Origin of the sequence: Rhizobium etli CFN 42 (assembly GCF_000092045.1) — a bacterium.
Taxonomy (GTDB): Bacteria; Pseudomonadota; Alphaproteobacteria; order Rhizobiales; family Rhizobiaceae; genus Rhizobium; species Rhizobium etli.
In genome coordinates this window covers 16,476-31,233 of the sequence record NC_007766.1, presented here as the reverse complement: position 1 = coordinate 31,233, position 14,758 = coordinate 16,476, and the positions used below count along the sequence as shown (strand labels likewise).

The window sequence follows — 14,758 nt, the reverse complement described above, 5'->3', positions numbered from 1 at the left end:
TCGATGACCATCGCAACCGAGGACCTGCAGCGCCTGTTTGCCCTGATTGCTAGGGATATCGCCGCGCGACGCGATCATCTTTGCGAGCTAGACGGCGCCATCGGCGACGGCGATCACGGCCTTGCCATGGATGCGGGCTGCGAGGCGGCGGCCAAGGCGGTGGCCGCGCTCGACCGGGCGCAGACTGCGCCGACCGCCGTCTTTAACGCGGCGGCAAAAGCATTCCTGAATACGGTCGGCGCGTCATCCGGCCCGCTTTATGCCACAGCCTTTATGCGCGCCGGCGCAGCCGTGAAGGACAAGTCTGAACTCAGTGATGACGACTTCCTGCGCGCTTTCGCGGCGCTGGCACAGGGCATCCAGGAGCGCGGCAAGGCCGAGCCCGGCGAAAAGACCATGGTCGATGCCTGGAAGCCCGCAGCCGATGCCGCGCTCGCTGCCTGGGCGTCCGGCACGCCCCTTTCCCAATCGCTCGACATGGCCGAGCAGGCAGCGCGCCAAGGCTGCGAAGCAACCAAGGATATGACGGCCGCCAAGGGGCGATCATCGCGGCTCGGGGAGCGGGTGATCGGGCATATCGATCCCGGTGCCGCATCGGCTGCGATTGTCATCGCGTCGATCGCAAAATTCGTGGAGCAACATGATAGTTGTCGCATTGATATGTAATGATTACCGGCAAAAAGGGCCCGCTTGCCGGGACAGCCTTTGGAAGCGATCACAGCATGGGGCTACCACCCGTCTCGCACCGATCTGTCCAAGCCTTGGCGTGTTGCGGGCCGCCAGGCGCGGGCGTATGATCAAGCTGAATTTCGGATTGGACCAGGAGCGATGCGGGAGCATCGCGGACGGAGGTCCTGATGAATACGTCACCTTCAAACGGCCGCGACACAAAAGCGTTGCCACCCGCGGCGATCTTAGCCCGGCGGGTCCACGAGTTGACCCGTCACGCTGACGTCATCGCCTTGCTGCCCGACGCGGCAACTGCTTGGATCTGCCTCGATATCGCGGAAGACGCCGCTCGAGCCATTAATGGCAGCATGGCAGCCGCCCATGTCGGTGCGGACCCGGAACGGATGGTGGCTGCGCCCGAGGAAATTGACTTGCAGCTGCTGCGAGACATGGACGAGGGTTCGCCACAGCAGCGCCTTGAGCGGGTGATAAGCGTCTTCGAGGACTGGAAAGAGGCCAATCGGAGCCGAAGCGACCTGCTGCTTGATGACTGTCGCGGTGATCTCGGCCGCTGCGTCACATCCGAATGCCACAAGAGTGCACTCGTCGTCACCCCATGCCACGGCAACATGGATGCCCGCGATGCGTTCCACGACCTGGTTTTCAACGAACACAAGCTCGTGCTCGTGCCGCCTGCAGGCCGATATTCCGGCCATCTCCTGCAGCATGTCGTGATCGGTTGGAAGCCGCACGGGAATGCACAAGCCGCCATCGTCGCGGCAAGACGTTGGCTGGCGGTGGCGGAGCGCGTCACCATTTTGTGCGTCAACGACAAGCCCGACGGCAGCTATCAGTTTACCGCCAGGGAACTGATAGCGCAGCTCGGCTTGAAAGGAGACATCGTCGCGATCCGCTCGGAGGGTCGTCCGGTTGCCGAGGCCATTCTCGATTTCGCGGGTTCCGTCGGCGCAACCTGCCTGCTGATCGGCGCTTTCAAGCATGCCTATTTCCTCGAACTGCTTCTCGGCCGCGTCACTCGCTACCTGCTGCCGCACGCGAGACTTCCCTTGATGATGAAGCATTAGAGAGCGCGATTTTCATTCCTGCCGTCTGCGATTTCCCGCGTGCCAAGGAACCGCGGCGAGCATCCCCCGCTACTATGTGCCCCCGATGATTCTGGGCCGCGAAGCGCTTATGCTTAGCAGCGGTCGCGAAGCTGCGCAGACGCAGAGTCTCGCATGGGGCTATTGCGACCGGTTTGCCTGCGTCTCCCGACGCGCCTTCCTTCGAGCCAGGAGAAAGATCGGAAGGGATGCAAGCTGTGCGGCTGCGACGAACGCGGCAAGCGCAGCGTCGAGCGATCATAGAGCAATCCCGTTGCGACGCTGCCCAGCAGCCAACCTCCACCATAGGCCGAATAGAACATGCCGAACCCCAGACCCCGACGCCCTTCCGGGAGCAATCCGGCGATGATTGACTTCAGCAGCGTGTCCTGCACCGCGTAACCGATGCCCCACAACGGCATTGCGATAACAGCCATCGCGATGCCGCCCCGGAGTAGAACCGGCGCGAAGCAAGCAGACAGCGCGATCCCCACAGTGAGCGCCACTTTTTCAGACCAGTCGTAGAGCCTGCCGAGGATCAGATTGGCAGCCACCCCTGATCCGGTGGAGAAGGCAAGCAACACCGGAATCCATTCAGACGGGACGGTCCGAGTGCGCTCCAGATGGTATGCTCCGAGCTCATAACTGAGCAACCCGGCCGCTAAGAGGGCGCCGGCGCCCATGTAGAGCCAGTAAGGCAGGCCTAGCGTTTTCGCCGTGGCGGTGCGGCCCTGCTCCGATCGCTCGGGAACGGGGAACGTCAGCCGCGCAGCAATGAGTGCCATGATCGCGAGCACAACAGAAATGGTCAGCAGGGCGTATGCGGTTCGATAGTCGCCACGCAGGAATAAAATGAGAGCGGCAATCAATGGCCCCAGCGTCGCTCCCGCCTCGTCGAGGGCGGCGCTGAGACCGACGGCCCAGCCTCGCTCGAGTTCGCCGGTGGTATAGGAGATCATTGCCTCGACCGTCGGCTTGCGCATGGCACGGCCAACCCGTTCGGCAATGATCAGGGCCCCCGCAGGCTCCCAACTCCCGGCCAGTGCCATTGCGGGCAGGGCGCAGAGATTGATCGCATAGCCGGCAAAGGTAACCGCCCAGTAGGCGCGGCTCCGGTCGGCGATCCAGCCGGCGACTGCCGCAGCGCATATCCAAGGAATTCCCCTGTGCCGGCAATGATGCTTCTGGCAGCGGCACTCGCCCCCAGCATTCCAAGGAACTGACCGTTGATCGCCGCGCCACCTTCGTAGGTGAGGTCGCCGAAAAAATTGAAGACTGCCATGACCAGCACGAAGCGGAGAGCAGATGAACCGCCACTGTCGAGCGCTCTCATATGCGGCTCCTTCTCCTATCACGAGGACCTTGCTCGTCTCTTCGACCGGCAGACGCAGCAGGGTCTCAACGCCTGATCCCTCAGAATGCAGAGATCAAATTCTGCGGTCGAAGAGCATCAGCGACCGGATGTCCTTCAAGCGAAAGACTTGGGCGGGCCGATTGCTGGCCCGGCGCATCTCGCCTTCGACCGGCTCCAGGAAATCGGCTTCCGCCATGCGCTTTCGAAAAGCCGATTTGTCGAGCTTGCGGCCGAGGAGGCTCTCATAGACCGATTGCAGCTCGCTCAAAGTGAAACGGACAGGCAGCAGATGGCCCGGCAGGCTCGAATATTCGACCTTGCTTCGGATGCGGCCGAGCGCCTCCTGGAGGAGTGATGCATGGTCGAAAGCGATGGGAAAGCCGACGCCGTCGCCCTCGATCGGCCGCCATTCGGCATCCTCAGCCACCGCACCCTGCGGCTCTGCGACGTCGTCGGCCGAAATCAGCGCGATATAGACGATGCTGATGCTCCAGCCTCTTGGGTCCCGGTCGCGGTTTCCCGTCGTTTGCAGCTGTTCGAGATAGGGTGTTTCGACGCCGGTCTTTTCCTTCAGCACCCGGCGCGCCGCAGCCTCCAGATCCGCATCTTCGTCAATATGGATCCAGCCGCCGGGCAAGGCCCAGTCCCCGGAAAAGGGCGCGCTTGTCCTGCGCACGAGCAGCACGGAGAGGCCTGTCGGCGACAGTGAGAAAATGGCGAGATCGACGGTCGCGATCGGTTTGAAGGCGTCATTGTCGTGTGTTGTCATGGTGGGAAGATAACACGCTCCAGCCTTAGTGTAAATCTTCAACTAAGTTAGTTGACATTTCTCACTAAGTCGTGTTTTCTCTTCTTCGACACGAGCGAGGGGCTCGAGCCAAGAACAGGAAAACGGATATGTTCGGACTGCGCTTCATCAAGACGGAACCCACGCAATACGTCATCCAATATCAGAACGGCAAGGCGGTCCGTGAGGGCGCCGGCCTTGCTTTCTGGCATTTTTCGCCTTCGAGCTCTCTCGTGCTCGTGCCGACGGCCAGCGTCAACGATCCTTTCATCTTTCCTCTGGTGACATCAGACTTCCAGGAAGTGACGGTGCAGGGCCAAATCACCTACCGCATCGCCGAGCCGCGCCGCACGGCGGCACTTTTGAATTTCACGCTCGACCGCAAGGGCCATTATGTCTCGGAGGACCCGCAGAAGCTTTCGACCCGCGTGATCGATCGCGTTCAGGTGGCGATGCGCGCCGAGGTGCAGACGCTGTCGCTCAAGGAGGTTCTTGCTTCGGGCGAGGCGCTCGTCGCCGGCGTGGCCGATGCGCTCAAGGTGCATCCGACCATCGAGGCGCTCGGCTTAGAGATTCTCGGCCTGTCGCTGCTTGCCGTCATGCCGAAGGCCGAGACGGCCAAGGCGCTGGAAGCACATGCCCGTGAAGCCCTGCTGCGGCAGGCCGACGAAGCCATCTATAGCAGGCGCAACGCCGCGATCGAGCAGGAGCGGACGATCAAGGAAAACGAGATCGCCACCGAGATCACGCTGGAGAACAAGAGACGGCAGGTGCGCGAAGCCCAGATGGAGGCCGAACGCGCCGTGCAGGAACGGCAGCTGCAGATCCGCCGGGACGAAATGGCCGGCAAGATCGCGCTCGAAGAGCAGAACCGTGACCTGGTGACGCTGGCGGCGACCAATGCGCGGGCCGAGGCCGACGCCCAGGCCTATGCGCTGACGGCGATGATGAAATCCTTCGAACAGGCCGATCCGAAAGTGTTGCAGGCGCTCGCCTCGGTCGGCATGCAGCCGGGCCAGCTGATGGCGCTCGCCTTCCGCGACCTTGCAGACAATGCGACGAAGATCGGCCAGCTGAACGTCTCGCCCGATCTTCTCAGGGAGATCTTGCAGCCGCAGGAGGGCAAGGACCGTGCCGGTCTCTGACGAACGCAAGATCATCCTGGTCGTCAGGCCGACCCGGCTCGACGAACTCATCGCCCGGTTCAACACCGTGCAGCAGGCGCAGTTCTATGTCGAGCATCTCGGCGCCGACTTCAGCGATTATCTCGCCGAGAAGAAACGATACGAAACGGCCATCGCCGAGGTGGAAGCAAGCCTGCGTGCCGTCGCCCGAGTCCAGCGTCTCGACCGCCGATACCTCGCGAGCTTCATCTTCGCTCCCGACGATGTCGTCGTCGTGCTCGGCCAGGACGGATTGGTCGCCAACACGCTCAAATATCTCGACGGGCAGCCGGTCCTCGGCGTCAACCCCGACCCCAAGCGCTGGGACGGCCCGCTGCTGCCCTTCAACCCGAAGAGCCTTCCGAGAGTGATCGGCGAGGCGCTGAAAAACAAGCGGCCGATCAAACATGTCAGCATGGCCAAGGCGACGCTCAACACCGGCGCCGTCATCCACGCGGTCAATGATCTCTTCATCGGCCCGCAAAGCCATGTCTCGGCGCGTTATGTCCTGCAGGCCGCGGAGCGCTGGGAGCGTCAATCCTCGAGCGGCATCATCGTCTCGACAGGCATGGGCTCCACCGGCTGGCTGAAGAGCCTCTATTCAGGTTGGCTCGGAGCAGCGAGCGCGCTGGGTTTCGAGCCAGCTGACCGGAGGATCGACATGTCCTTCGCCTGGGATGCGGATTACCTGCGCTACTTCGTCCGCGAACCCTTCCCCAGCCGCACCACCGGCACCACCATCGTCGCCGGCATCGTCTCCCAGGACCAGCCGCTCACCATCGTCTCCGAAATGCCGGAGCACGGGGTGATCTTCAGCGACGGCATCGAGGCGGATTTTCTGGAGTTCAATGCCGGGACGCGGGCGGAGGTGACGTTGGCTGAGCGGCAGGGGATGTTGGTGGTGTGAGGGATGTTGAGGACCGGTGGTTATGGCAGGGCAACGACACCGTTGCCCTGGACCGAACCGAGCTCGCCGGTTGTCATCCTCAAGATATGGGCGTGAATGGCTGCTGCGCTTGCTTCCGCCGTCTTTGAGGTGACATCCAGATTCAGCGCAAACGGGTGTTGGGGAGCGAGGACCTGGGCTCTTCTGCTTTTCTCCCTCGATGCCTGCGCATCAATCGACTTCAACCGATCGCGACGCGCCGGTGTGGCAACGCGACGTGCCAACTCCTCCTCGTCGCAGAGCAACCTCACGGGCACCAGCAGCGCCTCGCATTCTCGGGCCGCGCCGGCAATCTGCTGGAACGTGCGATTGCTGCGCTCATCACCTTCTATGCCGGCATGCGTGGAAATGAAATTTGCCGAAGGAGGGCCATAGGCGACGATCGCATCCAGGACGGCTTGGCGAACTCTTCCAATATATTCCCATATTCCTTTCGGGAGAGGCGTGGTTCCGTCGTCGTCAAGCAGACGCAGTATCGGGTTGTTGAACCAATGATTGTCAATAACCTTTGCAGTCAGCAGCGGACTCAGTTCTCTCGCGATCGTCAGCTTTCCGACGCCGGGAAAGCCCAACAGGAGAATGAATAGCTTCATCGGTCTGTCTTCCCTATTCACTGCTGACTTCTCGAACCTCGCAGTCACTGCAGTCGACGATTAAGAGGCCGTGCCCGATTTGGTCGGTGCACAAGATCATAAGAAGAAGCGCGGTTTTGAAAAGCCGTCGCTTCCTTTGGTTGCCTCAAAGGGTTCGTCAAATGTCTGCCATGTCGGTAACCGCCTTGCCGCCGGCATCGCCGCCCAGCATCAGCCGCTCACCAGCGTTGTCCGAAATGCCTGACCACGGCGTCATCTTCAAAGGTGGCATCGAAGCGGATTTTCTTGAGTTCAGTGCGGGCAGACGGGAGTGGTGATGCCGGCTGAGCGGCAGGAGGCTTCCGGTGGGGTTGGGGCTAACGCTTTGATTTGTTCAGCTTTGATATCGAAATTGAAGTGATGTTACGGTTTAGTTCCTTTACTTCTCCGCCCTTCTCACGAGATGCAGTCGCTGTCACATTTGTGTGGGGCGACGAGGAACTCTCCCATGGATTGATGAGTGGCGGCTGCTGCCAAAGAGTGTCGGAGATATCGACCGTTGCTCAGGAGAGCAGCGAGCGCGCCGAGGTTGATTGAATGCCAGGAGCGGCGCTGCGGCGTGTCCTTCGAGGCTTCGGCCCGTGCGCCTCGGATGGGGGATGTTGGGGGATGCCGCGCCTTGGACGGCTTGATAGGGCCGTAGTCGAGGCGGGCGCCGAATGATTTTGCGCGGAGGCTCGAAGGCGTTCCAGGTTGCGCGACGCCCAAGAGAGCCTCACCCTGAGGTGCCTCCTAAGGGGCCTCGAGGCGGGGCAGGTGCGCAGGTGTCAGATGACAAGCAGCGGTGTTGCCGCACGCTCCGCACGGGCTGCCGAGGAGGAGCCGCCCGCGTGCCGCACGGCCACCAAGGCCGCTAGCCGTTGCCGTGCTCCTTGTCCGCAGCCGCTGCCGAAACCAGCCCGCGTTGCGCGTGCTTCATCCCATCGGGAAGCTGAAGCCAATCATGCCTAGACTCCTCGTAGACGGACACCAGTGGCGGTGGAAATGCCGGGTCGGCGAAGGCGCCGACGGCGACGCCGCAGAGGTCGGGATTGAAGTCGCCCTCCCAATACACGGACGTGCCGCAGTTCGGGCAGAAGTGGAAACGCACCTTGCGCCCTTGCGCGGCGTCCCGCTCGAAGGTTCTGCGATCTCCCTCGATCGTCACTTCGCCCTTCGCGAAGATCGCACCGCTTCCGGCCACGGCGCCGGTTCTGCGCTGACAATCGCGGCAGTGGCAGATGCTCACCGTGAGCGGATCGCCTGATGTCTTTGCGCGGAGTGATCCGCAATGGCATTGCGCAAGCCTGTTCATCCGTCACCTCGGTTGCTTTTTGCTGACCTTGTTCGTTGTCAGTTAGAGCGCTGCGTCCCATGAGAAGTGTAGGAGGTAATCGCGCCGGCGCTCAAGAGTCTTCAAAGGGCGTGGGGTGCGTGTCGCGACGAGTAGATGCAAGAAGCGGCGTTGCGGCGTGTGCTTCGAGGCTCCGCCCTGCGGGCTGCGCACCTTAGCAGGAGGGGTGGTGGAGGATGCCGCGGCTGACGTCCGTTGGCGAGTGCCGCGGTCGACGGGAGGCATTGCTGGGTGTCGAGGTGCCAACGAGAGCCTCACCCTGTTTCGCCCGGGCGGCGCCTCGAAGGGCGAGCGCCTGCAATATCGAGCTGGCAGAAGCCCGGCGCGGGAGAGTGCGCCGGGCTTCGATAGTGACCGACAGCATGGGAGGAGGAGTGCTGTCCATCAGGCGGAAGCGGCTAAGAAGAATACAGCGCTTCGGCTCGTCACGACGTAGTGCCGCAATGCGGCGAATTCAAGCCGAAGGCTGCGCCTATATCGCACAGGTGATGTTGCGACGGGAGAGTGGTGCGGCGCAGCTCCCTGTCTGCTTGGGCGCCACGTTGTCCGCGGACAACGTGGCGATATGTGCTTCTTGGCGAGTGCTCCAACTTGAATGGGTCGTGCGAAGGAGGCCCGCATGCGGGCTTAGGTGATGAGCCCGTTAGACGAGTTACTCGCTTCGGCTCTCGACCTGCTGACCTCAAGCCGCATTGCTCCGGCTTATTCGAGTGCCTGCAGAACTCAGAAGGTGTCGGGAGGAGCGGCGGCGAATGGATTGCTTTGAACAGCTCCGCGGTTGGGTCATGCCGTTCATCCTCGGGACCGAACCAAAATCGAAACCATTTGGAGAGATCCTCATATGGCAGTTGCTCGAGGTTATGCCTGATCGATGCTCCCTTCCGTCGCAGGTGTTCGATCATGAGAGACGAGTTTCCGACTATTGCTATGACGGCATCAAACGACATGGTGTGCTCTGGCTGCAATTCCAGGATATCCAACTCGCGATCGCTCGTGATGAAGTCCACACAATAGAGCCGGTCGAAGAGCACGCTCTATTCGCTCAATTGCAACTTCATTTCGGCTGGCCCTTTCGGCGCAGTCGCTAGCTGCCTCTGAGCCAAACTTCGAAACTGAGCGACTTCGTAATTGCCTATGCAGAAGACGAGGGCGGCGGGACCGAGCATTGAAAGTGCCGCCATGTCGGCTCGTTCTGAGGCAGAGTCTTAATTCGGACACGGCCTGAGCTGGCACAATCCAGGCCCGATCAGCTGGTTGTCCGCGGACAACGGACAGCGATATGCCAGTTCGCGAGGCCATGCAGCCGCCGCCAATCACATCGCGATCCAGAGGTCGATCCATGTCTTGAGCAAGAAGCGTCCGCGGGTTAATGTCTCGGCTAGGAACCCCATCCGAACCTGCTGCCGGGTTGAAGGGCGCGTAAAGTTTCTCGACGACCATGTTCACCAAGGTCGAAGTGTAATCGGCAGACTTCGGCCGGAACATTGGATCGTCATATGCTGAACCCATCTGTGAGGTTCTCGCCTTCGAACGTCGCCACTTTGAAGAAGGCCTTGCGAGGTCACTATCCCTATATCAAGTCATCCCACCTTGATGAGGCGATCGCCGCGTCTTTCGGCTTCAAATCCTATGCCGCGATGCGTCCTGTATTGTATCAACTCGGCGCCTCCGCACGGCTGGTCGTCGTTGTCGACCGCTTGTTGCTCGTGCTTCGTCTGGAACAGCTTGGCTATGGCGGCGTCGCCCCTGAGTCGCTGCGCCGTCTCGTCTGGAGTGTCGAGTTCCCGGATGATCAATACGATGACGATGTCGGGCAGATGATACGAATGCGCAGGAGGCCTACGGCAGCCAACGCTGATTAGCCGGTCTGGCCGCCGCTGAACTTACAGGAAAAGGTGGCGATACGCCCGGCGGCATCTGCTGCCCGCAGTGAATGGTGGACCGGGCTATCAGTGGCGGTCGGGCGTGTTGGCGGCAAATCGCTGCCGTGTTCTGATCGCTGGTCTCTGGAGTCGGTGTGCCGGTTTCTCTCCCGCGGCGCTTCATCCGGGTGTGCAGATGGAGTGGGCAGGTTGACTGGCATCCTGAGCGGATGCGTGCGCTCGTGGAACGTTCGGGATGAGAGAGCCGGCCCATCCTGACCGGGGCCGATCTTTGCCGGGGACGCCGGGAGTGGCTATTGTCGGCCATGGCCGTCGGCGCGATGGATGAGACACGGCAAATGCATCGGTAGGGTTGCCTCCCAGGCCGTCCCGCGAATGCCGGTCTCCGGAGGTGCCCAGTGCGCGTATGGAATGCGAATTCGGGGTTCGAAATCGCTCTTGATGCGACGCTTGACGGCCGAATTTACCGCCTCTGGCGCCGCAAAGTCGCCATGCCCGCGACAGCGACCAAAAGAGCCCCGTGCCGAAGTAGCGAAACCAAACGCCCGTTTCGCTTCCGTTGGGCGATTAGACATTAATAAAATCATCAATGTACAATATCAGAATTTAGAGTTCAGCATCGCCGACGTGCCACTCTTGACCGCAGCGGGCCCCTCCCCTCACCGGAAATCTCGGCAAGAAAGCAACGGTTTGCATCCTTTAGCGGCACCCGGCGTTATTCCCGAAGCAAATCGTCGGAGGATAGAGTAATGGCTGATGTGCTGCGCCTCAAGGGATATCCGCTCACTGCGGCAATGATGGCGGCTGCTGTGGGTGTGTTTGTGTTGCTGCAGGCAAGGCAACGCGGTTCGCTGGCGCCTTCTGCCGCGGTCGCCCCGTCGGGCGACGATCATGGGCGCAGCGCCGCGACGCCCGAGGCCATTCCGATGAGCGGCCTTCGCGATGTGTTCTGGCGCGTCTTCCATGAGGTCCTCGACGACCGGGTCACCCTTATTGCCGCGGGCGTAACTTTCTATCTGCTCCTGGCGCTGTTCCCGGCCCTGGCGGCCCTGGTCTCGCTGTACGGCCTGGTCGCCGATCCGATCACCATTTCCGAACATCTTCGCGAGCTCGCCATCCTCCTGCCGCCCGGGGCTTTCGATCTTCTTGCCGATCAACTCAAGGCGCTGGTCGAAAAACGCGACAGCACGCTCGGCATCACCTTCTTCGTCGGTCTCGGCATTGCGCTGTGGAGCACCCATAGCGGCACCCTGGCGATCTTCGATGCGATGAACGTCGCCTATGAGGAGAGGGAGAAGCGCAGCCTGGTGCGGCTGAACCTGATCGGCCTCTGCTTCACCCTCTGTGCCGTGGTCTTCGCGGTCGTCGTGGTGGCGCTCATGGGCGTAATGCCTGTCGTGCTCTCCTATCTCTGGCTTGATCAGTTCAAGGAGCACATGGCGCTTCTGCTAAGATGGCCGCTGCTTCTGCTGGTCGTCGTCGTGGCCGTGACCTTCGTCTACCGCTTCGGTCCGAGCCGCGAACCCGCGCGAGTGCGGTGGATGACCTGGGGTGCGGTCCTAACGGCGCTCGCCTGCGCCGCCATGTCGCTCGGCTTCTCCTTCTATCTCGAGCATTTCGCCAATTACGACGCGACTTACGGTACGCTCGGCGCGCTTATTGGTTTCCTCATCTGGATCTGGCTTTCCGTCGTCATTCTCATCGTCGGCGCGGAGCTCAATGCTGAGCTGGAGCATCAGACGGCGCGGGACACGACGACGGGCCACCCGTTGCCGATGGGCGCGCGCGGCGCCTATGTCGCCGATACCCTGGGCGAGATCGTGAACTGAACGTCTGAGCATGATGCCGAAAGCATGCTCCACTCTTAATTGAGCAGTCGCGATGACTGCTCCTCGAATTGATGTATCCTGTCCTTCGGCAGGTTCGACAGAGGAGACGATCATGACCGCCCCGCATCCCTCCAAAACCCATATCGGCAATCATGCGCTGCATCCCGAAACGCAGATGCTGAACTACGGCTACGATCCGGAACTTTCCGAAGGGGCGGTCAAGCCGCCGGTGTTTCTGACCTCAACCTTCGTGTTCAATTCCGCCGAGGATGGTAGGGATTTCTTCGATTATGTCTCCGGCCGTCGCGAGCCGCCGGCGGGCAAGGGCGCCGGCCTCGTCTATTCCCGCTTCAATCATCCGAATAGCGAGATCGTCGAAGACAGGCTCGCCGTCTACGAACGGACGGAAAGCGGCGCGCTCTTCTCTTCCGGCATGGCGGCGATCGCCACGACCCTGTTCGCCTTTGTCCGGCCAGGGGATGCGATCCTGCATTCGCAGCCGCTCTATGGCGGCACCGAAACCCTGCTGGCGAAGACCTTCCTCAATTTCGACGTCGCCGCGGTCGGCTTTGCCGATGGCGTCAGCGAGGCATCGGTGCGGAAGGCGGCGGATGAGGCGGTCGGCAAGGGCCGCGTTTCCGTCATCCTCATCGAGACGCCGGCCAACCCGACCAACAGCCTCGTCGACGTCGCGATGATCCGGCGCGTGGCCAATGCGATCGGCGCAAGGCAAGGGCATGTGCCGGTCGTCGTCTGCGACAATACGCTGCTCGGGCCGGTCTTCCAGCGGCCGATCGAGCATGGCGCCGATATCTCGCTTTATTCGCTGACCAAATATGTCGGTGGCCATTCCGATCTGATCGCCGGCGCCGTGCTCGGGCGCAAGGCTGTCATCAAGCAGGTCAAGGCGCTGCGCGGCGCGATCGGCACGCAGCTCGATCCGCATTCCTGCTGGATGCTCGGCCGGTCGCTCGAAACGCTGCAGCTACGCATGGAGCGGGCCAACAGCAATGCGCGGGCAGTGGCCGATTTCCTGCGTGATCATCCCAAGGTCGAGAAGGTTCATTATCTTCCCTATCACGATCCGGACTCGCCCTCCGGCCGCACCTTCGCCGCCCAATGCAGCGGCGCCGGCTCGACCTTCTCCTTCGATATCCGCGGCGGCCAGCCGGCCTCCTTCAAATTCCTGAATGCACTGCAGGTCTTCAAGCTCGCCGTGAGCCTCGGCGGCACGGAATCGCTGGCGAGCCACCCCGCCGCCATGACGCATTCCGGCGTGCCGGCCGATGTCAGGGAGCGCATCGGCGTGCTGGAATCGACAATCCGGCTGTCGATCGGCATCGAGCATCCGGATGATTTGATCGCCGATCTGGAGCTGGCGCTGCAGGCTGTTTGACGCGCTCGCATGGAATCGATGCCCGGCGGCGCCGGGCATCGAGGACGAGGTCACTTGTCGTCGGTCGTCAGTTCCGTCTCGTCGCTATTGAGCACGAACACCGCAAGCAGGCGCGCCGGCTTGGTCTTGCTGGCATTTTTACTGACGGCGTGATGATCGCCGGGAAATTCGGAAAAGCTCTCGCCGGCCTTATAGGTCTTCTCCGGTCCATCATTCACCTTGCTGGTGATTGCCCCTTCGAGAACGGTGGCATAGATGAAGGCCGAATGCGGGTGGGTGTGGGCGGGCGACGAACCGCCCGGGCCATATTCGACGAGCACGGCCTTCATGCTCTTGCCGGGGACGTTGGGAAGCTTCTGGTCGTAAACGACTGATATCTTCGCTTTCTCACCGGCTGCGTAAGCCTGGTCGCCGCAGGCAAGGACAAGGGCGAAAGCCGCCGCCGAGATCATTTTTGCGAGCATGTCTGGTCTCCTCAGTTGTAGAATGGTCGACAGGCGCAGCCTCGCTCTCAGGCGCTCTTTTTCTGGGGCGGCTGCAGGTTCAGCCAGTCGTCAAAGCGAATCTTGCCGAGCCGCGCATGAGCGCCGGCAACGAGCGAAGTGTCATCGAGCTCGACGCCGAAGTAGCGGGCGTGCGGATCCGTGATCACCTGACGCGGATCGTTCGTCGCCTTGAAGAGACGCGTCACGATATCGGTCAGGCGGATCTTCTCGGGTCCGCCAATCTCGACCGTGCCATTCACGGGTGCAGCGAGCGCCACCTCGGCCATGACGTCGGCGACGTCGTCCGAGGCGATCGGCTGCAGATAGGCGGGCGATAGATGCACGGTCTGGCCGACCGTGTTCGACTGGGCTATGCCGGCCATGAATTCATGGAACTGGGTGGAATGCACGATGGTATAGGGTATGCCGGAGTTCTTGATCAGCTGTTCCTGCGCCATCTTGGCGCGCATATAACCGCTGCCCTGCAGCCGCTCCATGCCGACGATCGACAGCGCGATGTGGTGTTTCACGCCGGCCGCAGCCCCGGCCTTGAGCAGGTTCCGGCCCGAGGTCTGGAAGAATTCGAGCACGGCCTGGTCTTCGAAGGAAGGCGAGTTGGCGAGGTCTAGCACCACCTGCGCCCCGGCAAGCGCTTCGGTGACGCCTTTGCCGGTGATCGTGTCGACGCCCGAATTCGGCGAGGCCGCCAGAACGTCGTGTCCCTTCTTGCGCAACCTTTCCACCGTCTTCGAGCCGATGAGGCCGGTGCCGCCGATAACGACGATTTTCATGGTAATCTCCCTGGTCCTTTAGAGGAATGTCCTCTGTTGATTTTGGATGGGGCCGCAAACCGCCTCTTCAGTAGGGCAGGCGACTCGATCGGCATAAGGACAATCACCACGCGGATTCCCGCCGCGGCCGACCTCAGCCGACGGTAGGAGAATGCGCCGGATCGGGGGCTCGAACCATTGTCTCTCGGTCGCTGTCGTTCTATGCCAAGGCAGTAGCGCAACTCACCTGCGGTCGAGGTGCGCCGCCGGAGTGGAGAGGGCCGGTGTCATCCGGCATCGGCCGGACGTGCCATTCGGTGCAGATAATCGAAGCGGCGGATGTCATCACGATCGCGTAAACCTGACGCCTTCGATGCCTTCGCCACGGAGACGGAGGCGTTCAAGCGT

At 61.7% G+C, this 14,758-nt stretch carries 15 protein-coding genes; 9 read left to right on the top strand and 6 right to left on the bottom strand.

What is annotated here, in order from left to right:
* The first annotated feature begins 3 nt into the window (after positions 1-3).
* The gene (gene dhaL, locus RHE_RS26570; RefSeq protein WP_011428342.1) at positions 4-666 is read left to right on the top strand and encodes a dihydroxyacetone kinase subunit DhaL; all 663 of its coding nucleotides are present in this window, start codon (positions 4-6) and stop codon (positions 664-666) included.
* A gap of 191 nt (positions 667-857) precedes the next feature.
* On the top strand, positions 858-1,754 hold the full coding sequence (locus RHE_RS26565; protein ID WP_011428341.1) for a universal stress protein: 897 nt from the start codon (positions 858-860) through the stop codon (positions 1,752-1,754).
* Positions 1,755-1,867: 113 nt separating this feature from the next.
* Here RHE_RS26565 and RHE_RS26560 read toward each other — a convergent pair whose 3' ends face one another.
* Positions 1,868-2,896 (bottom strand): MFS transporter, encoded by a 1,029-nt coding sequence (locus RHE_RS26560; RefSeq protein ID WP_338060915.1) that lies wholly within the window; start codon positions 2,894-2,896, stop codon positions 1,868-1,870.
* Positions 2,897-3,052: 156 nt separating this feature from the next.
* Here RHE_RS26560 and RHE_RS34905 point away from each other — a divergent pair, with 156 nt between their 5' ends.
* On the top strand, positions 3,053-3,181 hold the full coding sequence (locus tag RHE_RS34905) for a hypothetical protein (RefSeq protein ID WP_276328766.1): 129 nt from the start codon (positions 3,053-3,055) through the stop codon (positions 3,179-3,181).
* A gap of 18 nt (positions 3,182-3,199) precedes the next feature.
* Here RHE_RS34905 and RHE_RS26555 read toward each other — a convergent pair whose 3' ends face one another.
* Positions 3,200-3,895 (bottom strand): NUDIX hydrolase, encoded by a 696-nt coding sequence (locus tag RHE_RS26555; RefSeq protein WP_011428339.1) that lies wholly within the window; start codon positions 3,893-3,895, stop codon positions 3,200-3,202.
* 128 nt (positions 3,896-4,023) lie between these two features.
* Here RHE_RS26555 and RHE_RS26550 point away from each other — a divergent pair, with 128 nt between their 5' ends.
* Complete coding sequence (locus tag RHE_RS26550; RefSeq protein ID WP_011428338.1) at positions 4,024-5,058, top strand: SPFH domain-containing protein; 1,035 nt, start codon at positions 4,024-4,026, stop codon at positions 5,056-5,058.
* Complete coding sequence (locus RHE_RS26545; RefSeq protein WP_011428337.1) at positions 5,045-5,983, top strand: diacylglycerol kinase catalytic domain-containing protein; 939 nt, start codon at positions 5,045-5,047, stop codon at positions 5,981-5,983. Before RHE_RS26550 ends, RHE_RS26545 begins: the two co-directional genes overlap by 14 nt.
* A 20-nt stretch (positions 5,984-6,003) precedes the next feature.
* On the opposite strand, the gene RHE_RS26540 is transcribed toward RHE_RS26545, so the two are convergent.
* Both RHE_RS26540 and RHE_RS26535 read right to left on the bottom strand, forming a co-directional pair.
* Positions 6,004-6,615 (bottom strand): AAA family ATPase, encoded by a 612-nt coding sequence (locus RHE_RS26540; RefSeq protein ID WP_011428336.1) that lies wholly within the window; start codon positions 6,613-6,615, stop codon positions 6,004-6,006.
* Between the two features lie 892 nt (positions 6,616-7,507).
* On the bottom strand, positions 7,508-7,948 hold the full coding sequence (locus tag RHE_RS26535) for a GFA family protein (RefSeq protein WP_011428335.1): 441 nt from the start codon (positions 7,946-7,948) through the stop codon (positions 7,508-7,510).
* Positions 7,949-8,739: 791 nt separating this feature from the next.
* On the opposite strand from RHE_RS26535, the gene RHE_RS26530 reads away from it, so the two are divergent.
* From RHE_RS26530 to RHE_RS26515, 4 genes are all read left to right on the top strand, one after another.
* A complete protein-coding gene (locus RHE_RS26530; protein ID WP_011428334.1) occupies positions 8,740-9,075 on the top strand; it encodes a hypothetical protein in 336 nt (111 codons plus the stop codon).
* Between the two features lie 408 nt (positions 9,076-9,483).
* Positions 9,484-9,849 (top strand): hypothetical protein, encoded by a 366-nt coding sequence (locus RHE_RS26525; RefSeq protein ID WP_011428333.1) that lies wholly within the window; start codon positions 9,484-9,486, stop codon positions 9,847-9,849.
* A 770-nt stretch (positions 9,850-10,619) separates the two neighbouring features.
* Positions 10,620-11,699, top strand: a complete 1,080-nt coding sequence (locus tag RHE_RS26520) for a YihY/virulence factor BrkB family protein (protein WP_011428332.1) — start codon at positions 10,620-10,622, stop codon at positions 11,697-11,699.
* A gap of 112 nt (positions 11,700-11,811) precedes the next feature.
* Positions 11,812-13,095 carry a cystathionine gamma-synthase family protein gene (locus tag RHE_RS26515; RefSeq protein ID WP_011428331.1) on the top strand — a complete coding sequence of 428 codons (1,284 nt, stop codon included), beginning with the start codon at positions 11,812-11,814 and terminating at the stop codon, positions 13,093-13,095.
* 50 nt (positions 13,096-13,145) lie between these two features.
* Here the strand turns inward: RHE_RS26515 and RHE_RS26510 are convergent, their stop codons facing one another.
* Together RHE_RS26510 and RHE_RS26505 are read right to left on the bottom strand one after the other, a co-directional pair.
* On the bottom strand, positions 13,146-13,559 hold the full coding sequence (locus RHE_RS26510) for a cupin domain-containing protein (RefSeq protein ID WP_011428330.1): 414 nt from the start codon (positions 13,557-13,559) through the stop codon (positions 13,146-13,148).
* 47 nt (positions 13,560-13,606) lie between these two features.
* Positions 13,607-14,371 carry an SDR family oxidoreductase gene (locus tag RHE_RS26505; RefSeq protein ID WP_011428329.1) on the bottom strand — a complete coding sequence of 255 codons (765 nt, stop codon included), beginning with the start codon at positions 14,369-14,371 and terminating at the stop codon, positions 13,607-13,609.
* Positions 14,372-14,758: the final 387 nt, after the last annotated feature.